The sequence below is a fragment of the Saprospiraceae bacterium genome, from assembly GCA_016712145.1.
Classification (GTDB): Bacteria; Bacteroidota; Bacteroidia; order Chitinophagales; family Saprospiraceae; genus Vicinibacter.
Genome location: JADJRO010000001.1, coordinates 100,223 through 121,342, shown reverse-complemented (window position 1 = coordinate 121,342; position 21,120 = coordinate 100,223). Strand labels below are relative to the sequence as shown.

The following is a 21,120-nucleotide window of genomic DNA, read 5'->3' as shown; positions in this document are numbered from 1 at the left end:
CTCGTTTAATTTTTCTTGTTAAATAATTGCTTCCAATTTCTGCTTTAAAGTAGCCTTACTTGCTGCTCCTACTTGCTTGTCAACGACTTGTCCATTTTTTATAAAAAGTATAGTCGGGATACTGCGAACTCCAAATTGCATAGAAACACTTGGGTTTGTATCGACATTAAGTTTTCCGATTTTTACTTTCTCACCAAATTCTGAAGAAAGTTCGTCAATTATTGGTCCAACCAATTTACAAGGGCCGCACCATTCAGCCCAAAAATCAACAACTGCAGCACCATTTGGATTCAAAGCTTCTGCTTGACAATTAGTATCTGTAAATTCAAAAGCCATATCGTATTAATTTTGATTTCTATTATAACGCCATGCCCTTGAATTAGTTCAATGAAAACCCTTATCAAAATCTTAAGAAGTGTTTATACCAAGCTATCCAAATTCCAAGTTTTTTGTCTTGGCTTTCTGGGAATTACAATCGTCTCAGCGTGGATATTTAATCTGGACAACAACCTGACAGAAAAAATTTACCACAATCTGATTTATTCCAAATTCAGGTGGGTTTGGGACCTCTGTATTTCGTGGCTCCCATTTCCTGTCTTGTATTTATGGCTATTTGTCCTGTTGGCATGTTGCTTGATTTTAATTTATAGGCTTCGAAATCACCAATTAAGTTATACAAATCTGATAATCAATGTATTGTGTTTGATATTATTTCATTATTGCTGGTTTTACTGGACTTGGGGATTTAATTACCATAGAGAGCCGTTAGGCATTCGATGGCAACTTTATTCAGAAATTAGTGAATCAGAGTTTATAGAAAGCCTAAAACAGCAATCACTTCTGGTTGATTCATTGCGGATAGCTGATTCCTCTGTTTTAGATTACCCTGATTTTAACGCCTTTAAAATGGAATCTGAAATCCGCAGTCTTGTAAATGATTTTCTGAAATCGTATGATTTTTTAAGCTTTTCAAGGATTCGATGTCGGAATTTAAGTCCGCCAGGGTTTTTATTGGTTTGGTCAACCTCCGGAGTGTATTTACCCTTTTGTGGAGAAAGCCAAATTGATGCAGGCTTATCGGTATATTCCAAACCATTTACTATGGCGCATGAATTAAGTCATGGAATGGGTTGGACGCATGAAGGCGACTGCAATTTAATAGCTTATCTGGCATGCAGGGTTAGTGGAAATCCATACATTCGTTATGCTGCTGAATTAAATTACTGGCGGTATTTATTAAATGCTGCATCCAGAAATTATCCAGAAATTTATAAACAAATGATTTTTGAAGCAAACACGAAAGTTAAGCACGATTTATTAATGATTCATGAAGCCAATAATCGATATCCTGAATTCTTGCCTCATGTACGTGACTGGTTTTATGAATGGTATTTAAAGCAAAATGGCATTCAAACCGGACAAAAATCATACGCAGAAATAATTCCAATGGTAATCAATTATGATAAAAAGCGTCGTACAATATACCAATAAACTAAAAACAGATCATATGTATTCTAGTCCTTCTATCTGTGAATTAAATTCGTTCAAATTATACTATACCAGAATTAATTTCCAAGGCATCAAAATAGGAAATAATAAATTTATTCAGATTTTCGATTGCTTCCGGTATTTTCCATTTCAATTTATCGCGGGGCTCAACAAAATTAGAAATACATCGTATAGAAACGAATGGAATGTCCATGATTTTTGCTGCATAAAACAAACCAGCCCCTTCCATGCTTTCGATATCGCAATTGTATTTGGCTTTTAAGAATTCAATATTTTTTTGCGATCCGCTGGTTCGATTTACAGTAAGGCCTTTTACTCTGGGCAAATTTGGATCCGGAACTTGCTTTGTCTTTACCAATCGGGTTTGCTGATAAGGAAAGCGATTTGAATCCATTAAATTTAATTCGAACCCATCGATAAATTCCCCATCGATTGTTTCGGCCCCTAAATCGCCCCATTGTTCAGAAACCACTTCCACCAAACTTCCTATAGGAATGTGGCGTTGAAAGGATCCTGAAATCCCAGCATGAACAATTAAATTAAAATCTTGCAATCCCTTATATCTAGCGAGGGAAAATGCCATCATCGTACTCCCGATGCCACTTACTAAGGGAACTATTTGCAGGTTTTTGTAATTAAATTGAGAGAAACTAATGGTTGCAGCGTGTTGTTTTAAATGGCGGATCACAGGATCAATTTCCGCTTCTGTTGCGCTTACTAAAAGTACTTTATATGACTTATTCAAAGTAAAATTTCACTCCCAAGGAGGGACTCCAACCCAAAAGTAAATGTTTCTCAAAGGAACTTGTGATTTTAATGCTATTATTTAATTTAACAATTAATCCAAAACTATAGCTAGAAGGATTCGTTTGATAGCCACCCAACAAACCCAGCCTGGCAAGTATATCATATCGGAAGCCAATATGGATAGACGTCGCAGTGAGGTTATTTAAATGACATTCGAGGTTCATTTCTGTGAACTTATTAACAAGATAGCACAGACCTAATTTGTAAATCGATTTATTAAATCTTTGGAATTCAGTATCAAATTGAAGTGGATTTTGAAATACAAAGCCAAGTAAAACCCTTGACCCTAAATAAGCTTGAAATCCAACACTACAAGCAAGCTGATTGGATTCAGTCGAAAATGTCCGAAACCCATGAATATAATATACAGCAACACCTAAATGCGCCTTTTGACTTAATTGTCTGCTATAGCTTCCAACTAACGAAAAATCATTGAATTCAGGACTCCCCTCGAATGCCAAACCGATCCCAAATCCAGAATTTTTTAATGGCTGTTGATACGATACAAAACCAGCATATAAATCTTTAACGAAGAAATAATTGTATGTTTCCAGTTCAAGCAATTTACTTTTGATTCGCGATAATCCAGAAGGATTCATAGAAGCCGACTCACCCAGAAAGGAACAGATACCGGCTTTCCCGGTACCCCTTGCCTCACTGGTCACAAAAGTGTAAAAAATGGAATATTGTGCTGTCAAAGGACAATTCCAAAAAAGAACGAACAGAATAGGGAGTCTCAAAACAATGCTAAACTAACTGATTTATATATTGCTTTTTTACAGACTTATTGAGTCAGGCGAAGTAATTATTTAATCACGGGAAATCTTGATTGAATTTCATAGAACCAATTCTATAACTGACGTTGTACCTTTGTTTACTCAATTTGAGGGATTCAATTTTAATTTATTTATTTCTATGAAGGACGCATTTATTGAAAAACTAAAACCAGCATATCAATTCCAAGGTCCAAGTATCAATTTGGGAGCTGCGGTTTTGGCTGGAGAAGTAATTCCAGAATTACAAATTGGCTTGCCTTTAAAAATGATGAATCGTCACGGGCTCATTGCAGGAGCAACCGGAACAGGCAAAACAAAATCACTTCAAGTCATGGCCGAGCAACTTTCTTTACAAGGAGTTTCCTGTTTGCTTTTAGACATTAAAGGTGATTTAAGTGGTATTGCTCTAGAAGGAAGTGAAAATCCCAAAATCAAAGAACGGCATGCCGCAATCCAAATCAATTGGCAGGCTCATAGCAATCCGGTTGAATTATTGAGTATTTCAGGTCAAGAAGGCGTTCGGATGCGAGCAACGGTTTCCGAATTTGGTCCAGTGCTCTTTTCTAAAATTCTTTGATTAAATGATACCCAGGAAGGCGTCTTGTCCATGATATTTAAATTTTGTGATGACAATGGATTGTTGTTACTGGATCTTGAAGACCTCAAAAAAGTAATTCAGTTTATTAGTGAAGATGGAAAAGAACACATTGAAAAAGAATTTGGAGCTTTTTCAAGTGTATCCAGCGGCACAATTTTGCGAAAGGTGATTGAATTAGAACAACAAGGTGCCACTTTATTTTTTGGAGAACGCAGTTTTGAAGTAGATGATTTAATACGAAAAAATGCACAAGGCCATGGAATTATAAGCATCCTTCGCGCCACAGACATTCAGGATAAGCCAAAATTTTTTAGCACCTTTATGTTGCAAATTCTTGCAGAAGTGTATTCCAAATTTCCTGAAGTGGGCGATTTAGATAAACCAAAATTGATGTTGTTTATTGATGAGGCCCATTTGCTTTTTGACGAAGCAAGTTCTGCATTAATGGATCAAATGGAAGCCGTAATTAAATTGATTCGTTCAAAAGGAATCGGATTAATTTTTATAACTCAGAACCCGGTAGATATTCCAGAAAGTATTCTTGCACAATTAGGACTTAAAGTGCAACATGCCTTGAGAGCATTTACTGCAAAAGATCGCAAGGCAATTAAAATGGCTTCTGAAAACTATCCAGAAACCAGTTTTTATAATGTGCCCCAATTAATTACAGAATTGGGAATCGGCGAAGCATTTGTTACCGGACTTAATGAAAAAGGAATTCCAACGCCTTTAGCACATGTTATGATGCGTGCTCCAGAATCGAGGATGGATATTTTAACCGATTCGGAAATCCGTCAGCTTATTAATTCATCTGAGATTGCAGAATATTATAATGAATCCATCAATCGTGAAAGTGCAGCTGAAATCTTACTTCAAAAATACGAAGAACGTGCTGCTCAACAAGAAGAAGAACCTTCAATTCCTGAAAACAAAGCGAGAGGTAAAAGTGTATTGCAAAAAGTATTTGACAGCACCGTAACCAGACAAGTGGGACGGACCGTTGCACGTGAACTAACCCGTGGTTTATTAGGGATGTTTGGAATTAAAACAACAACAACCCGAAGAAAGAAATCTTGGTTTTAAGCAATATAGAAGGCATTAAGTCAAATAAATTGTATTAGAAAATACACCACAATTTATTTTCCTTTTACCGGCATTGCTTTAAAGGTATCTTGAAAAGATTGGTACGGAGTTGTCTTGTAATGATTTCCTCCAAAATAATTTGTAATTATTTCAAAAGTATCTGCATCTTGATAACCAGGCAATGGTTGGATGGTATTAAAATCTTCATCCATAAAAACAAAAGTTGGATAGGATAATTGTCCGTTTGTTATTTCAATGGCTAACTCATGAACGCCTCTGTTGCCACGAGCCATGTATTTAAAAACTTTTGACTTGAAATTGATATCCTCGCGCTGCTCCGCATTAAACTTTACGGCGTAATAATTTTTATTTACGTATTTAACTATTCTTGGATCTTGAAAAGTAGATGCATCCATTCGTTTGCACCATCCACACCAATTGGTATAAACATCGACCAGAACTTTGCGTTTTTGCTTTTTCATCAAGCTTTGTGCATCTTCCCAATTAACCCAATTAATTTTTTCCTGGGATTGGGCCGGGCCACAAGATCCAAATACCAAAACAAGTGTGAGTGCTCCGAACAGGCTTGCGTGCAAAAATCTACGATTCATCGGATTTACTTTTTAATTATTTAGACAACAAAATAACGATTAAGTAACTGATTTAACAAGGGAAGGGGTTTTAAATAAGCCCACTTTAAAAGAACTTTAACTAATACCGGCTGTTTTTCGCGATATAATGTATGATATCTTTATCTAATGTGATCGATTTCAACAAATGGCCACGGATTGAAGGCGCTGCTAGCCCTTCCCCAATCTTTAATTCCTTGTTCGTTATTATTCGGGCCTCATCCCAAATACCTGATTTGTGAAAAAACGGAAGATTTGAGCTCCGCCTTCGACCAATACGATTCCAAGCTTAAGTTCAAACAATTTCGCTAACAAATCATCAACTGAATACGCATCTTTCAAGCCAAGATCATCCAAATCATAGGTAGTGGCATCGTTATTAAATGCATTCCACTTTGAACGTTGGTTCTTAGCGATTCGGGCTAAAACGATCCTAACCGGGTTTTTGCCCGCCCAGTGCCTGGTGGTTAAACTGGGATTGTCTATTTCTAATGTGTTTTTTCCAATGACAATAGCGTCCACTTCAGATCTCCAACGATGCACACACAGATCACTTGCAAACGAACTGATTTTAGTACGCATGTTGGTTTTGCCTAAAAAATAATCCGCTGTTTGTGCAAATTTCAGAATTACATAGGGCCTTCGTTTGGTGACATTGCACACGTATTCCCGAATGACCTGATGGCCTTCATGTTCCATTAAAGGACCCGATATTTTTACGCCAGCTCGTTCTAACAAACGAATGCTATTTCCAGCCATCAATGGATTTGGATCAAAGTTTGAAAACACCAATTCTGGAATCTTATTTTTAAGTATAAGTTCCGTACACGGTCCGGTTTTCCCATAATGATTGCAAGGTTCAAGACTTACAAGCAGTGTGGCTTTTGAAATCAAATGAACATCCTCTGGCTTTACAGATTCAATCGCTCTCAGCTCAGCATGTGCTTTACCAAATTGTTGATGATAGCCTTCTCCTATAATTCGCTCATTATACACCAATAAAGCGCCAACTTTTGGATTGGGCGAAACCGATCCACTACCCTGTTCTGCAAGATAAAAACAATAAGCAAGGTATTTTTCAGCCTGTACTTTATCCATAGCTTGGGCACTTCCTCAAATTAGAATACATTTATACTGGATTTCGAACAAATGTATATGAAAATCAAAAAACTCATTGCTGAATTTATTGGAACCTTTTTCTTGGTTTGCGCCATTCACCTGTGTGTTTTAAATGGTCAAACCAATTTAATGCCTCTGGCTGCTGGCCTCATGCTGATGGCCATGATCTTTGCCGGTGGTCATATTTCAGGTGCCCATTACAATCCGGCAGTGACCATAGCGGTTTTTCTTAGAGGAAAATGTTCAGCAACCGATGTTCCAACCTATATATTTGCTCAATTGTTGGCTGCAAGCATTGCAGCCTTATTGGTAAATAGCTTTCTGATTAATAAAATGGGAAGTGGTTTAGACTTATCCAGCAATGCCTTACAAGCTATACTTGCTGAAGCATTAGGTACTTTTGCACTTTGCTGGGTGGCCCTCAATGTTGCCAGCTCAAAAGACACCGAAGGCAATTCATTTTATGGCATCGCCATCGGCTTGGCTTTCGCTGCTTGTGGTTTTTCACTGGGAGGTATATCTGGTGGTGCTTTCAATCCAGCCATCGCATTTAGTTTGGGAATTAGTCAAATTTCAGGTTTTAATAATTTGTGGATTTATTTTGTTGGTGAATTTTTAGGAGCCGTATTAGCAGCTTATGTATATCTTTTTGTAAATGGTAAAGATTAATACGTAAAATCATCCAAACACGATATACCTTAAATGTTTTACTCGTGTTCTCTATCTATGATGAGTGCCTTATTAAATATCAGGCTGTCTTGTAAATCAACTGTCAAATTATAGGGATCTGAGATCAATGTATTGAGATCTGGTTGACCTGCTTCATACCAGGCCGTCATCCAAAAGCTACCTAATGCAAAAATGCTTTCCCGCATTCGCTCTTCAACCTGATTATCTAACAAATCCATATATCGTTTCGCATACGCTTTGCATTGTGTTTTAACAACTGAATTTAACCTAGTATCATAACAAAATTTCTCGTCATCAGGAGTTATACTATTGAGTTTAAACTCCATATCCAAAACAAGGGTTACCCCTTTGTGACTTTCCAATATGATATCCCAAATCCGCTCCCTTACATTGTTGATGTATTCTGCTTTTCCTACAACAAAATCAAATGTTTCAACAGCAAATAATTCGGGAATTCTGCTTTCCCAAAATGCATGGATTCCATGTTGATTGGTCAATTGGCCATTGTAATTCATGGTGGTGTGTAATGGAACGTGTGCATCTCCAATATAATGCCCCAATTCAGCAGAGCCTCTTAAAATCGCTAATACATTTTTTGTTTGGAATGCGTTCACCAAACGATAAAAACAACGCTCCAGGTTATAAGGCAAGATGCCATGTACAGAAAAGCGATCCACGATTTCAATTTGATCCTCCGCTTGAATCCAGGGAAAGATCGTTTCAAAATAATAGGAAGGAAAAATCCATTCGTCCCCGTTAAAAAAATTAAAATCCCGCTGTTTCAAGGCTTTGTAAAAATCATTTAATTCAATTCCTGATTCAACTGCCAATCCGGATTCAAGCATTCTTTTACTATAAAACATAGAGTCCGTATTTTTGGATGCTGCAAACATCGTATCAAACAAGAGCACTTTGGAATTCTTGGAAACCAAATAAATTGCATTGTTTCTAATAAATGCTTTCAATAAATCTTTATCAGGAAGGCTATGATTTTCTTGCATCCATTTATCAAGATCAATAAAATGGCAAATGGCTTCTGTTTTTACTGCATAACGCCTTTTATCTGGATCTACAGAATGTTCGACAATATAATCCAGATGCGCTTTGTAAAATTCGATCATAGGCTCCGGAAGTGTAAACACGGCAAGCCGGTTGATTAACTTGTGTCCAAAAAAGCCCCACACGGCTTGATCTTTAAGACGTGCTATAGACCAAAATCCAATACATATTAAAATACAAATCAGGCCAATTCTCATGTGCATTCATTTTTAAGAATCACGAAAAGCCTATACCTTTTGTCTTGAAGTTTTTAAAACACCCTATTTACATCCGTAAAAAAGCGTTTACAAAAAAGTCAAGTCCCGTTTGAAAGGCTTATCGAGGACTCCATTAATTTTAAAAAATAGCTATGATTGCAGTGTCATAATTGCAAATCATAAAAATAGATCTTCAGGATGGGTGTAATCCTGTAGACAAAACAAATATAAAAAGATCTATTGAAAACTTTGACGCGTTCGAAATAATTTTTCTACGACCGGATACTGCACTAATAAAAAATCCCCGTCGCTCCGGATTACGTGCATTCTGAAAAATTCGGCTCTTTTTAAATGGGTCTGTTTGACTTCTTGAGATGCTTCGCCTACAGAATCAATTTCTATAGGGTAAAATTTACAAATCAATGGATTTGGATTGGATAAACGCTTAATTTCTATGGTGCAAAATGGCTCCAATTCTTCAAGCAGTTTTCGTTGAGGATGATCATTCTGGATAGCTTCAGCACCAACATCCGGAAATTCTTTAAGATAGTTTTCTACCGTCTTTTTTGCTTTTGAATTCAAAGAAATTTCTTGATTTGCAAAGTCAAATAATTTTAACCTGTTTTCAATTTTACGTATCGTAAAAGACTCAGATTTTTCATCCAGATAACTCACTTGTACTGACTCGATATCTTGAAAATCAACATCCATGACCCCGCGGTCCCGCCAATCAAGCTCACTTAAATCATAGCGTTCTCTTACATTCCCTGAAAAATGCGGAATCTCCATAATATAAGGTTGCTGCCCATTTTCCATATAGAAATACGTACCGTATTCACTGTGCGTTCCAGATCCTACATAATAGGTCTTTAATTTTTTAAGTTTCCTGGAATAAATTTCAACTTTTATTCCAAAAACAGCCAGTCCTTCCATAATCCCTTTAACATGGCCTTTGGGAGGGATTGACTGCATTTTAATATCCCGCAATGTTTCTAATAAATTTTTAACTGCATTTGGATTTGCCTTGTACTTAGCATTGATCATCCATGTCCCATTAATCAATTCAAGGGTATTGGGTGTTGTATCTCTTCCAGCCAAAAATATCTTGCCAACATCTTCAATGTCCTCAATTTCAAAATCTCTGTCTGCAAGAATGGCACGCATTTTTTCATCCGGTTTGTTTAATCCGTACCAGGCTAATCCACCAAGGCCTATAAATAAGACAACCAAAAAATAAATTGCATTGCGCCTCATGCTGTGTTTTTAGTATAACGTTTTCTACGCCAATACGTATTTACGATTCCAAATAAAATTAATATAGCCAAAGGAAGTCCTAAATTCAATACCTGCCAATAACTTCGCTCCTGATCAATTTTGACTTGATTTAATAATCTGATTTTGTATTGCTTGGATCTTGCTTCCAGAATATTTTCCCTATTCGTTAAATACTCTATGGAATTAAGAAAAAACTCTTTATTCCCATTGTAGGTCGTTTTTTCAAATTTACTATATCCCAGTGTTGAAAATTTATTAGTAGAAAAATCATAAAAATTCTTCAATACATCCCCATCTGATACTACAATCATTTTGGTCTCTGAACTGCTGCTTTTAAATTCTGCTTGAATTGATTTTAGTGATTGCAACATGCCTTCTTCGACTCTGTTTTCAAAAGCAGAATTAAAAGTCCCCTCCAGAAGCAATCCCATAATTAAATTCGGCTTATTAAATTTTTCAGGTTCAGGCTTATACCTCAATATGTCAAAACTTACTTTTGCAGGTGCTAATTGGAACCGACTGTAATTAGAAGATACAATTAAAGGTATTTTTCGAACAACTTGTTTTGTTTTTAATGTATCAATACTCGCAGGAAAATCCATTAAAATTCTATCAATGTTATTTACAATCGGATGATTGGTTCGAGGTGCCGGAATTGGAAAATAGTACCAAGGAAATAACTCGATCTGGGGTTTGTCTCCAGCTTTACCAATAACCTGAGGAATTCTAGAGCATTCCATATCCAAAACCATGTTTGACTCAATCCGAAAACCATACTTAAAAAAGAGATCTCCTAAATTCAAATCTTGTGGTTCCGGAATAAAGTCACTTCGGGTTGCTAAACTATCCAGACTCATTTTAAGAGCATCCACAAACCAGATCACTTTGCCACCATTCATTATATATTGATCCAAAATAAATTTAGCCCGTTCAGAAAATGGCTTAGTTGGCTTATTTACAATCAAAACATCTGCTTCTTTTTTAATTTGATACACACTGTCCAAATTAATTCTTCCTACATTATAGAATGGGCGTAAAAGGGTTTCAATCGCTTTGGTTTCCTCTGTAGGCAATTCTCCGTTGGCGCTTGTTAATAATACATTTTTCTTCTCAGGATGCAATAGTTTATCGATTGCATTTGAAAATTTATACTCAAGTTGTGAAATGCTGTTGTTGAGATTTTCTTCCTGATCTAATTCGGGAACGTTTTCTAATAAACTCACTGCTATTTTTCGTTCGCCATAATTAAAGATCGCATAAGGGTAAATCAACTGTTCATTTTTTTCTGTCCCACTGCGTACTTGTAAGTTTATTGGAACCAAGCCATCTTTCGTAAGACTTTCCCTGCGCTTGTTTATTTCCTCCACAGACCCTTCATTGGGATTTTCAAATTCAAATGAAATAAATCCGTTTCTCTTTTTGTATTGAAACAACAGATCGTTTACACCTTGTCTCAATCTTTTGAACCCTGCAGGAAATTCACCATCCAATAATACCCGAATGTAAATATTGTCATTAATATTCTGTATGGTATGAATGCTTGCCGGAGTAAGTGAAAATCTACGATCCTCTGACAAATCGACTGATGCATTAAAAAGGGATGCGATGATATTAATAAAAACAAGAATCCCTAAAACCAAAAGGATTCTTACACTTCGTTCCAATTTTACAAAGAATGCCATCAGAAGTTTCTACTTTTAATGGTTTCAACAGTAAGAAAAATAAAAAAACCAGCCAAACTAATAAAATAGATACAATCTGAAAGTAGCAATTGTGCTTTTCCCATCGAATTGTAGTGATAATCCATACCCAATTGCTGAATGATATCATCGGTCTTACCAAAAAATACTGGCAATTTTGAAATATAAAAAAAGCCAAAATAAATTAAATAACACAAACATAAAGCACACAAAAATGAAACGATTTGGTTTTTAAATAAAGAGGAACAAAATATTCCAATTGCGGTAAAACCTGCTGATAAAAAAAGCAATCCAATATAGGATCCTAATACAGAACCGCTATCAATGTTGCCAATAGGTGACCCTAATTGATAAATTGAAAAATAATACAATCCACTTGGAATTAATGCAATGCCAACTAAACAAAGTGCAGCAATAAATTTCCCAAGCACTATTTCATATTCATGGAGGGGTTTGGTCAATAATATTTCTAAGGTTCCATTTTGCAATTCTTCAGAAAATGAACGCATGGTTATGGCAGGAATTAAAAAAACAAACATCATAGGTGCCAATGAAAACAGTTGATCTAAGCCAGCATAATTATAATTTAACAAACTAAAATCCGGAAAAACCCAAAGAATCAAACCCATAATAATTGCAAAAATACCAATCACCATGTACCCAATGAGGCTACTGAAAAAACTTCTGATTTCACGTGTTGCCAGGGTCCACATATTATTTTGAAGTTGTTAGTTGGTTAAATACAGATTCAATACTGGATTTTTCTTCTTTCATTTCTAAAATGGTCCAAGAATTTTTAGCACAAATTTTAAATAATTCTTCCCGGATATCATTTTCGGCAGCCGAATGTAAAAGAAATTTAAACTCGGTTACTTTCTGAATAGATTCAACAAAACTGATTTTCGATAACTGGCTTACATCAACTTGGGATGCAAACTCTATTGAAATGATGCGTTTATGTTTTTGCATTTGGAGTAAAGCGCCGAATGGTTCATCAGCAACTAATTTTCCTTTATTAATAATTAAAACCCGATCACACAATGCCTGCACTTCCTGCATGATGTGGGTTGAAAGCAGCAGGGTTTTTTGATTTCCAATTCGTCTTATTAATTGCCTGATTTCCATGAGTTGATTTGGGTCCAGGCCACTGGTTGGTTCATCCAATATCAGCACTTCCGGGTCATGCAATAAAGCCTGACTAAGTCCCACCCGTTGGCGGTAGCCTTTAGACAACGAACCAATCCGCTTATTTTGTTCGATGCTAAGACCGGTAAGTTCAATGCAATCTTCTACGCGTTTTTTAGGATTTGAAATTTTAAGAAGTTTAGCAAAAAACAAGAGATATTCCCGAACATACATATCCTTATACAATGGATTGTGTTCCGGTAAATATCCAATTTTGCGTTTTACTTCAATTGGATATTCTTTGATGTCCATCCCACAGACTTTAATATCTCCTTCAGTTGCTTGCAGGTAACCACAAATCATTTTCATGGTTGTTGTTTTTCCTGCACCATTAGGGCCTAAAAATCCAACAATTTCAGCTTTACCGGCTGAAAAACTGATGTGATCAACCGCAAGCTGTGTACCATAAATCTTGGTAAGATTATGCAGCTGAATAGACATAGTTCATTTTAAATGATCGGCAAAGGTATAACGAAAGAATACAAAAAATGCGATGTAGATGGGACGCTTAATTCAATAAATCAAGCAATTCTTCCAGATTCCATGCTGAGTCAACAGAATAGTTGCCAATTGCTTCCCGACGCAAGGCAGCTAAGTATGCACCTGAACCCAGGCGTTTGCCGAATTCATTAGCCAGACTTCGGATGTAGGTGCCCTTACTGCAAACAACATTAAAATGCAGCTCAGGCAAGTTTGAACTGTCTACTTTCAGTGAATCGATACAAATTAAACGGGGTTCCAATTGGGGTTCTAAGCCTTTCCGAGCCAATTCATAGGCTCGTTTGCCTTGGATCTGAACAGCTGAATGGATGGGTGGAGTCATCCATTGTTCGCCCAAAAAGCCTTGTCTTACCAATTCGATTTGCTCCGATTGAATGTGATTCCAGTTAAACACTTCATTGATAGGACTTTCCATGTCAAACGTTGGTCTGGTTGCCCCTAAAGTAATAATCCCGGAATACTCTTTGACCAAAGCTTGATAGCTGTCAATTTGCCGAGTCATTTTCCCGGTACACAGAATCAATAAACCTGTTGCCAGTGGGTCAAGAGTGCCGGCATGCCCAATTTTAAGTTTAGTCTTGTTGCGATCTGAAATTCGACTGCGCAGTTTGTGTACTACTTTAAAGGAAGTAAGTCCAAAAGGTTTGTCTACCAACATTAAACAACCTGCTGCAAAATCAGCCTGTCGTATGGTATCTTTGGTTAACTGCATAAAATAGCTGGAAGGATTGTTTGTGCGGAAACAAAACAATTAAATACAACAAAAAGGCTTGAATCCTAATTAGCCCTAATCAAGCTTAAAAATTGCATAAATCTGCAGGCCCAGTCCAATAATCATACAAATGGGTGCTAAAACCAATCGTCTGGAACTGTAAATAATGCTTTCATCCCAAACATCCGGACTCGGCATCCATCCTCCAGACATCAATATTAAACCCAAGGTTATAAATCCCAATCCAATGAGCATCCATTTATATTGAGCCCAGCCATAGGTCATTTCATGCATGGGTTTATTAAAAGTACGTTTTTCAGAACTCATTTTTTCCTGAATATTGCTTGGTGCCTGAACCGTTGATTTTGATTTTTTTTGTTTGGATTCTCCCATTATTTAATTGTTTATAACTGAAAGTATTTTTCGCTTCACGAGGAAATATTGCAAAGTTGGGCCTAAAATCAGCAAAATGAGCAAAACGTAAAAGAATTTTTTTGTTTCAAGCCATTCGAGGCCCCAGGGAAGCAGGTAATTAATCAATAAAATGATGATTCCCATAATGAACACGCTCATACAAGCACTAGCCAATCCCAAGAGGCTGGCTCGTTTTAAATACGGTTGAATAATTTTCTGGGGATTTGTTCCTAATTCATTCCAGGAGCGTATGATTCCAGTTCTGGAATCGACAAATACCTGAGCCAAATAATCACTTATTAGAAGCCCTACCAGGATAAAAACCAAGGTGATCCCAAGGAAAATCATTCGGATCCGGTCGACCACATTTGATAATTTGCTTGTGATTTCGTTTTGATAACTAAAATGGCTCACGATGGAATGCTTATAAACGGACTCTTCAAAAGAACTTAAACGTTGTTTATCTAAAAATTCTTGTTTCAGTTTGAAAATAATGAGTACAGGCATTAAAGTGCCCCATTCCAAAGAAGAATCCTGAGAAACCATTTCTTTGTCAATCAGGTTTTGATAGTCTTTTGCTTCGATCAGCTTGATGCTTGATGGAATCAGTTGTTCTTGTTGTTCTAACCAGATTCTGAATTCCTGAATTTGGGCTTTACTGCTCCCCTGCTTTAATTCAACAGCCAATGCCGTATTTTCTTTAAGCTTCCTTTCCAAACCCAAACCATGAAACCATGCCAACATTCCGATCCCAATAAGAAAAAGAACCCAGGAATAAGTTAAGGCATGTAAGAAAAACTACGGTTTTGGTCCATGAAATTTTTTAGGAGCCCTAAAAGTAATGCTATATTTTACTTTATTAAAAGCAATGTTATGATCAAATGCAAATTGACAGCTAAAATTAACTTATTTACAAAAAATTGGCAATAAGATTTTCTCCTCCTCTTTCCAATGATATTTTTCTTTTGCCAAGCTGCAGGACTTTTTACATTCAAAATAAAATTCAGTATTTTCAAATTTCATAATCGCATCGATAAAACTATTTCTGGAAAGTTCTTTTAATAATATACTGGTCTTAAACTGGTTTTGGATTTGCTGGTATTCAGGAAAATTCATTTGAATCGAAGGCAATAAAGCCTGCATATAATCAAAGGTCTTATTACTTAAAGAGAACCAATAACTCTTGCTGTCTGATTCTAATAAATCAATGCCTACAAACGCATTCTGTGCATGGTGTAACATCTCTTCATAGCTTAAACGACCAAAAAACTGCACGCGATTTTCTAATCCCAATTCTTTTGTACGATGTTTCAGCTGTTCTATAATATCACCGGTTCCTGCCAGATGAAAACGATACTCCGGTAAATCATTCATACATTCCAGAACCAACTCCAGTCCCCTTCCTTCATTTAAGGCACCTTGATACCAAATGATTTTTTGTGGCTTGTCACTGGGTTGTATGTTTTGAAAATATGGTAAATTTCTAATCACCAGAAAAGGTAGCTTGTATTTGGATTGAAGTTCGTAAGCCAATGAATCTGATACCGTAATCCGTTCATCAGTCCAGGGTATTGCTAGTTTTCCAATGAAGGACCACACAGACGAAATCCATTTCTTCTTTCGAAGCTCAACGGATTCTTCCATGTATTCGTGTGCATCAAAAATCAATTTTTTATTTCTTATTTTTGAAACCAGACCTGCTGCCAATAAGGTATCCAAATCACAGGCATATATCGCATCACAGGATTTAAACAACACTACTAAAAATAGCCTTATATTAAATTCCGCATAAAACAAAAAACTACGCTTAAACCAACAATGAATCCATCGCTTTTGAAATAAATCAGATCGTGGAGCCAATGGCAGCTTATACCTTCCAATGACCTCTACGGAATGCCCCGCATTTGTTAAGCTGTTGGCTATTTTGCAAACGCGTTGGTCGTAATGAATATCCGTTGTTACAGTTATGATAATTCTCATGAAGGAGGATTCCTATTTGGATTTAAACGGATTAATTCATGTTGTCGTATGAGATCTTGCTCGAGGACCATGTCTTGCACAATCGACTCAACCCATGATTTTTTATTGATTGGAAATAAATGCAAGATTTCGCGGTAGGTCATGGAAGGCTTTGTGTTTAATGCATCAAGAATAAGTTGTTTCCATTTTAAGTAAAGTTGCTTATCCGGTTTGCCTAAGGTTTTAGCCAAACAATTATCACACATGCCGCAATCTGAACCGGATTCTTGTCCAAAATACATTGCGATAAATACTTGTCTGCATTTGTTAGTACTTAATAAATCCAACATCCATTGGATTCTGAATTTCATCCGTTCCTTTTGTTGTTGAAACAACACTTTATTTATGGTAAGCACCGTACTTCGGATTCGCGTATTAATAAAAAGTACCTGGGGTTTATTGCCGGCAGGATGATAATCTACAAGCTGTTCAGAATGTAAATATTTTAATAGTTGAATTATCTTTTCAAGATCCAATTGACAGATCGAAACTAAACTCTGTTCCTGAATTTGTACAGCAACTGAAAAGATCCCTTCATAATTTCGAAACAATGCTTGAATCAATAGGTCAAGTTTAGGATCGCGATTCCGATAAGAATTCAGTGTTTCAATATCTGCAATGATTTGCAATCGGGAAGGTGAACGAATTCCTTCTGTCAGAGCAATTCGTTCGTTTTGCTCTAAAATTTTTAATGCGTTTAAACAGATCAGCGGTTTAAATTTAAACCGTTTGCTAAATTCTAAAACATCAAAATCAAAGGATTCGTTGGTTATAGCGCCTTCAGGAATTTCATAATGCAAGGCAAGACACCTGTATACTTCGCGGATATAATCTTCATCTGGAAATTGGTCAATCCATTGTTGTTGCAAGCGATTGATGTCTTGTTGATTGTATAATAAAACTGCATACGACTTTTTTTGATCCCGACCTGCCCGGCCTGCTTCCTGAAAATACTCTTCCAGCCCTTGGGGCAAATCCAGGTGAACTACCAGTCGCACATCTGGTTTATCAATACCCATCCCAAATGCATTGGTTGCAACAACCACTTGGGTTTTATTTGCAATCCAATCTTTTTGAATTTGATTTCGATCCGTTGTTGATAAGCCAGCATGATAGCCCCTTGCAGATATCCCTGATTGGACAAGGAATTGTGCTAAAACAATGGTTTGTCTGCGATTTCTTGAATAGACAATGGCACTTTCTTTAATCGGTTTTAAAAAATGTAAGAGCGCCTCCATTTTCTGCTCCTCTTCATATAAAAGCAGCGATAAATTTTTACGTCGAAAACTGGTTTCAAATACAGCAGGTGCAACCAACTTTAAGTGCGTACAAATTTCTTCCCGAGTTTTTTGCGTCGCTGTTGCTGTTAATGCCAGGATGGGTGCTTTCGTATATTCCCTGATCCCTGCAATCTTAAGATATGCCGGTCTAAAATCATGTCCCCATTGAGAAATACAATGCGCTTCATCAACTGCAATTAAGCTGATCGGAATGGATTGGATCGCTTCTAAACTGTCTTTTGTTTCCAATCGCTCGGGAGATAAATAAAGCAACTTTAAATCACCGTATCGGGCTCTTGATAAGACCGCATCCATTTCATTCCAATGCATGCCAGAGTGAATGGCTGCAGCTTGAATCCCCAATTCTTTTAAACGGGCTACTTGATCTTGCATCAACGCAATAAGTGGGGAGATAACTAAACAAACTCCTGGCAAACAGAGGGCCGGAACCTGGAAACAAATTGATTTCCCTGCTCCGGTTGCTAAAAGCGCCACAGTGTCTTTGCCTGACAATATTGAATCAATAATTTCTCTTTGAGGGGATCTGAAATCTGGATAAGACCAGTATTTCTGAAGGATCTCCAGTGGATCCAATGCATTGGGTGTTGTTAAAAATGTGGACAGCGAATCTGATGTTTCTGCAAACTTGGATTAAAATAATGATATTTTTTACCAAAATGATAAGAAAATCCAATGGTCAGCGATTGATACCAGTCTTTATCGGCAGGATTTGCACGTTGTGTACCCGTAGCTGCATTGATTTTATTTCCGAGGGCTGCTGCAATCGGTCCGTTGTTTTCAAGCAATTCCTGGTAAGAAACATAATTTTTTGAGGCATCGTCCAAATAATCAGTACCGGTCTGTCGTGCCAACATATCCAAACTTAATGAATAAGAACTCGAAATAAAATATCGAAGTCCAAAACCAAAATTCAATGCATAACTATAAAGTGAATATTTTGGATCATAATTTGGCATCCCTTGCCCCTCAGTTCCTAATGCTTGCAATGAAACTGCACTACCAAAATAATTGGCTTTCGGATTAAAATGAAAGGCAGATACCCCAAATTCCAGGTAAGGACTCAATCTTGGAGCCCGCTCTAAAAACAGACTCAATAATTGAAATTGACCATAAAAACCCAATTCCTGTATTTGAGATTCAAATTGCAATTTCCTTTTATCAATGCCAGGGCGGGTGGAAAACCGATCATCCCCACTCACGGCTAATTGCATAAAATGCAATCGAAGACTAAATACCGGGTCAATTTCAGCCCGGAGATGGAGTCCGAAACATGGGTGACTTTGTTTTACAGAAGCTTTGATCGATTCAGTTAAATCTCCACTGTAATTGGATGCCCCAAAAGATACTCCAAGGTCAATGTTTTGCGTTATGCCTTGAAGCCAACATAAACTAAGGATACTTAAAACTGTTATTCTCATCTTTGACCTGCTAATGACACAAGGCAAAAATACAAACATATTTCAAATAATATTTATATATTATATTTTAAATATTGATTAATAACACTTTATTCATTAAATAAATTCTTAAACTGTAATTATATGCGTTTTTTAATACCTAATTTGTTCCTGGTAATCAGTCTGTTAATGTTTCAAAACCTTTTTGGCCAAGATGCTTTACCAAGAAATTGGCATCTATTGGACAAATCTCTGGATGGACTCAATGGAACTTCAACTGAAAAAGCCTACAAAGAATTATTGGCAGGCAAGAAAGCTAAAACCATCGTCGTTGCAATCCTGGATTCCGGTGTTGAACCAGACCACGATGATTTAAAAGATGTTATGTGGACCAATCCAAAAGAAATCCCTGGGAATGGCATCGACGATGATAAAAATGGCTATATCGATGATATCCATGGTTGGAATTTTATTGGAGGTAAAAATGGAAATGTTGCCAATGATACGTATGAAGCGACTCGCTTGTATGCGCAGCTCCGCTACAAATATGAACAAGCAGATCGTACTAAATTAACCGGAAAACAGAAAAAAGAATACGACCAATTCATTAAATTAAAAACGGATACTGAAAGTCGCCAAAAAAGTGCCCAAACGAATTTGGATTATATTCAACACACTGAAAAATTAATTCTTGGATTGCTTGATACTTTATCAAATGCTCTGGGTGAGCAGGCTTTGAATTTGGAAAACATCAATAACATTGATGAAAAAGATTCCAAGTCCCTTTCGATGAGCATTGCGATGACTAAACAAATACTGGCAGAAAACTCAAACTTTAAAAATGTTGCTGAACTGAAATCATTTTTAGTTAATGATTTTGAAGAAGGAAAAAAACATTACACCAATGAATTAAAATATGCATTTAATCCGGATTACAATCCCAGAACCATTATCGGAGACAATTATGACAATGTCAATGAACGTATTTATGGTAACAATGACGTAGAAGGTCCGGATGCATCACATGGCACGCATGTAGCTGGATTGGTTGCTGCAAAAAGAGAAAATGGGATTGGCATTGATGGTGTAGCAGATCATGTGCGCATTATGTCAGTGCGTTGTGTACCCGATGGAGATGAACGCGACAAAGATGTTGCCAATGCCATTCGATATGCAGTTGACAATGGTGCTTCAATTATTAACATGAGTTTTGGGAAAGGTCATTCACCCGATAAAGAAACAGTGGATGCAGCAGTAAAATATGCAAAAGATCACGATGTTCTATTAGTACACGCATCCGGCAATTCTGCAGAGAATAATGACAAGGTGGCTAATTTTCCAAATAAGTATTTTGCCAAGAAAAAATTTCTGGGATGTAATAAAGCATCGAACTGGTTAGAAGTTGGTGCCTTATCTTTTGAAGGCGCACCAAAATCCATCGCAGGGTTTTCTAATTATGGTAAAAAATCGGTTGATTTATTTTCTCCAGGAGTTCAAATTTATTCAACGGTTCCAGATAACAAATACAAAAACGAACAAGGAACCTCGATGGCCAGTCCGATTGCGGCAGGCGTTGCTGCCTTGATCCGCTCGTATTTTCCAGAATTGACCGCAAAACAAGTTCGTAAAATATTACTGGAGAGTGCTGTAAAAGAAACTAGTAAAGTAACCGTTCCAGGCATTAAGACGGATGCTAAATTATCAGATATTTCTGTATCTGGTGGTATGATCAACAGTTATGAAGCTGTAAAACTAGCTTCTAAAACCAAAGGCAAAAAGAAACTCAAAAATTCAGAACGTTTCGATCCGGAAGGAGGTATTCAAAATCCTTCTCAGCCAAGGACTTGATAGTTGATAGTTGATAGTTGATAGTTGGTAATTGGTAGTTGGTAGCAGGAATTTTTACTTTTCTTTGCGCCTCTGCGTCTTTGCGAGAAATTAATTAGGTTTTAGTTGTTTGGTGATAATTGTTAGGTGATAGTTGACGGCTGGAACTATTGCTTCCTTACTTCCTTACTTCCTTCCTTACTTCCTTGCTTCTTTGCTTCCTTGCTTCCTTGCTTCCTTGCTTCCTTGCTTCCTTGCTTCCTTACTTCCTTACTTCCTTACTTCCTTGCTTCCTTGCTTCTTTGCTTCCTTGCGACTCTGA

The 21,120-nt window shown here is 36.8% G+C and carries 19 protein-coding genes and 1 pseudogene; 4 read left to right on the top strand and 16 right to left on the bottom strand.

Annotated features, from left to right (window positions below):
* Positions 1–18: 18 nt before the first annotated feature.
* On the bottom strand, positions 19–336 hold the full coding sequence (gene trxA / locus IPK91_00520) for a thioredoxin (protein MBK8295782.1): 318 nt from the start codon (positions 334–336) through the stop codon (positions 19–21).
* A 51-nt stretch (positions 337–387) separates the two neighbouring features.
* On the opposite strand from trxA, the gene IPK91_00515 reads away from it, so the two are divergent.
* Entirely contained in the window at positions 388–1,491 is a 1,104-nt protein-coding gene (locus IPK91_00515) for a DUF3810 family protein (protein ID MBK8295781.1), read from the top strand.
* A 58-nt stretch (positions 1,492–1,549) separates the two neighbouring features.
* Here the strand turns inward: IPK91_00515 and mqnB are convergent, their stop codons facing one another.
* Complete coding sequence (gene mqnB, locus IPK91_00510) at positions 1,550–2,254, bottom strand: futalosine hydrolase (protein ID MBK8295780.1); 705 nt, start codon at positions 2,252–2,254, stop codon at positions 1,550–1,552.
* Positions 2,247–3,014, bottom strand: coding sequence for a hypothetical protein (locus tag IPK91_00505; GenBank protein ID MBK8295779.1), 768 nt, complete (start codon positions 3,012–3,014; stop codon positions 2,247–2,249). Before IPK91_00505 ends, mqnB begins: the two co-directional genes overlap by 8 nt.
* Positions 3,015–3,231: 217 nt before the next feature.
* Here IPK91_00505 and IPK91_00500 point away from each other — a divergent pair.
* Positions 3,232–4,773 (top strand): annotated as a pseudogene (locus tag IPK91_00500) (DUF853 family protein).
* 53 nt (positions 4,774–4,826) lie between these two features.
* Here IPK91_00500 and IPK91_00495 read toward each other — a convergent pair.
* Together IPK91_00495 and ribD are read right to left on the bottom strand one after the other, a co-directional pair.
* Positions 4,827–5,384: a DUF255 domain-containing protein gene (locus IPK91_00495; protein ID MBK8295778.1), complete on the bottom strand. Its 558-nt coding sequence runs from the start codon at positions 5,382–5,384 to the stop codon at positions 4,827–4,829.
* 225 nt (positions 5,385–5,609) lie between these two features.
* Positions 5,610–6,500, bottom strand: coding sequence for a bifunctional diaminohydroxyphosphoribosylaminopyrimidine deaminase/5-amino-6-(5-phosphoribosylamino)uracil reductase RibD (gene ribD / locus IPK91_00490; protein MBK8295777.1), 891 nt, complete (start codon positions 6,498–6,500; stop codon positions 5,610–5,612).
* Positions 6,501–6,563: 63 nt separating this feature from the next.
* Between ribD and IPK91_00485 the strand changes: the two genes are divergently transcribed.
* Complete coding sequence (locus IPK91_00485) at positions 6,564–7,190, top strand: aquaporin (GenBank protein ID MBK8295776.1); 627 nt, start codon at positions 6,564–6,566, stop codon at positions 7,188–7,190.
* A gap of 38 nt (positions 7,191–7,228) precedes the next feature.
* Here IPK91_00485 and IPK91_00480 read toward each other — a convergent pair whose 3' ends face one another.
* The 11 genes from IPK91_00480 to IPK91_00430 all read right to left on the bottom strand — a co-directional run bounded on the left by IPK91_00480 (position 7,229) and on the right by IPK91_00430 (position 18,992).
* The gene (locus IPK91_00480; GenBank protein MBK8295775.1) at positions 7,229–8,467 is read right to left on the bottom strand and encodes a hypothetical protein; all 1,239 of its coding nucleotides are present in this window, start codon (positions 8,465–8,467) and stop codon (positions 7,229–7,231) included.
* 237 nt (positions 8,468–8,704) lie between these two features.
* A complete protein-coding gene (locus IPK91_00475; GenBank protein ID MBK8295774.1) occupies positions 8,705–9,721 on the bottom strand; it encodes a DUF4340 domain-containing protein in 1,017 nt (338 codons plus the stop codon).
* Positions 9,718–11,424: a gliding motility-associated ABC transporter substrate-binding protein GldG gene (gene gldG, locus IPK91_00470; protein MBK8295773.1), complete on the bottom strand. Its 1,707-nt coding sequence runs from the start codon at positions 11,422–11,424 to the stop codon at positions 9,718–9,720. Before gldG ends, IPK91_00475 begins: the two co-directional genes overlap by 4 nt.
* Positions 11,424–12,155, bottom strand: coding sequence for an ABC transporter permease subunit (locus IPK91_00465; GenBank protein ID MBK8295772.1), 732 nt, complete (start codon positions 12,153–12,155; stop codon positions 11,424–11,426). Before IPK91_00465 ends, gldG begins: the two co-directional genes overlap by 1 nt.
* Before the next feature lies 1 nt (position 12,156).
* Positions 12,157–13,068, bottom strand: coding sequence for a gliding motility-associated ABC transporter ATP-binding subunit GldA (gene gldA / locus IPK91_00460; protein MBK8295771.1), 912 nt, complete (start codon positions 13,066–13,068; stop codon positions 12,157–12,159).
* Between the two features lie 67 nt (positions 13,069–13,135).
* Positions 13,136–13,840, bottom strand: coding sequence for a tRNA pseudouridine(55) synthase TruB (gene truB, locus IPK91_00455; protein ID MBK8295770.1), 705 nt, complete (start codon positions 13,838–13,840; stop codon positions 13,136–13,138).
* Between the two features lie 75 nt (positions 13,841–13,915).
* Complete coding sequence (locus IPK91_00450; protein ID MBK8295769.1) at positions 13,916–14,134, bottom strand: DUF3098 domain-containing protein; 219 nt, start codon at positions 14,132–14,134, stop codon at positions 13,916–13,918.
* A 102-nt stretch (positions 14,135–14,236) separates the two neighbouring features.
* Positions 14,237–14,998 (bottom strand): hypothetical protein, encoded by a 762-nt coding sequence (locus tag IPK91_00445; protein MBK8295768.1) that lies wholly within the window; start codon positions 14,996–14,998, stop codon positions 14,237–14,239.
* Between the two features lie 162 nt (positions 14,999–15,160).
* The gene (locus IPK91_00440) at positions 15,161–16,234 is read right to left on the bottom strand and encodes a glycosyltransferase (GenBank protein MBK8295767.1); all 1,074 of its coding nucleotides are present in this window, start codon (positions 16,232–16,234) and stop codon (positions 15,161–15,163) included.
* The gene (locus IPK91_00435) at positions 16,231–18,147 is read right to left on the bottom strand and encodes a RecQ family ATP-dependent DNA helicase (protein ID MBK8295766.1); all 1,917 of its coding nucleotides are present in this window, start codon (positions 18,145–18,147) and stop codon (positions 16,231–16,233) included. The genes IPK91_00440 and IPK91_00435 overlap by 4 nt, the downstream gene beginning before the upstream one ends.
* Positions 18,148–18,161: 14 nt before the next feature.
* Positions 18,162–18,992, bottom strand: coding sequence for a hypothetical protein (locus IPK91_00430; protein MBK8295765.1), 831 nt, complete (start codon positions 18,990–18,992; stop codon positions 18,162–18,164).
* A gap of 123 nt (positions 18,993–19,115) precedes the next feature.
* Between IPK91_00430 and IPK91_00425 the strand changes: the two genes are divergently transcribed.
* Positions 19,116–20,819, top strand: a complete 1,704-nt coding sequence (locus tag IPK91_00425) for a S8 family peptidase (protein ID MBK8295764.1) — start codon at positions 19,116–19,118, stop codon at positions 20,817–20,819.
* The last annotated feature ends 301 nt before the right edge of the window (positions 20,820–21,120 follow it).

Coding starts and splice junctions, on each gene's coding strand:
- trxA (MBK8295782.1), bottom strand. CDS start 336: ATGGCTTTTGAATTTACAGATACTAATTGTCAAGCAGAAGCTTTGAAT.
- IPK91_00515 (MBK8295781.1), top strand. CDS start 388: ATGAAAACCCTTATCAAAATCTTAAGAAGTGTTTATACCAAGCTATCC.
- IPK91_00495 (MBK8295778.1), bottom strand. CDS start 5,384: ATGAATCGTAGATTTTTGCACGCAAGCCTGTTCGGAGCACTCACACTT.
- ribD (MBK8295777.1), bottom strand. CDS start 6,500: ATGGATAAAGTACAGGCTGAAAAATACCTTGCTTATTGTTTTTATCTT.
- IPK91_00480 (MBK8295775.1), bottom strand. CDS start 8,467: ATGAGAATTGGCCTGATTTGTATTTTAATATGTATTGGATTTTGGTCT.
- IPK91_00475 (MBK8295774.1), bottom strand. CDS start 9,721: ATGAGGCGCAATGCAATTTATTTTTTGGTTGTCTTATTTATAGGCCTT.
- gldG (MBK8295773.1), bottom strand. CDS start 11,424: ATGGCATTCTTTGTAAAATTGGAACGAAGTGTAAGAATCCTTTTGGTT.
- IPK91_00465 (MBK8295772.1), bottom strand. CDS start 12,155: ATGTGGACCCTGGCAACACGTGAAATCAGAAGTTTTTTCAGTAGCCTC.
- gldA (MBK8295771.1), bottom strand. CDS start 13,068: ATGTCTATTCAGCTGCATAATCTTACCAAGATTTATGGTACACAGCTT.
- truB (MBK8295770.1), bottom strand. CDS start 13,840: ATGCAGTTAACCAAAGATACCATACGACAGGCTGATTTTGCAGCAGGT.
- IPK91_00450 (MBK8295769.1), bottom strand. CDS start 14,134: ATGCATGAAATGACCTATGGCTGGGCTCAATATAAATGGATGCTCATT.
- IPK91_00445 (MBK8295768.1), bottom strand. CDS start 14,998: ATGTTGGCATGGTTTCATGGTTTGGGTTTGGAAAGGAAGCTTAAAGAA.
- IPK91_00440 (MBK8295767.1), bottom strand. CDS start 16,234: ATGAGAATTATCATAACTGTAACAACGGATATTCATTACGACCAACGC.
- IPK91_00430 (MBK8295765.1), bottom strand. CDS start 18,992: ATGAGAATAACAGTTTTAAGTATCCTTAGTTTATGTTGGCTTCAAGGC.
- IPK91_00425 (MBK8295764.1), top strand. CDS start 19,116: ATGCGTTTTTTAATACCTAATTTGTTCCTGGTAATCAGTCTGTTAATG.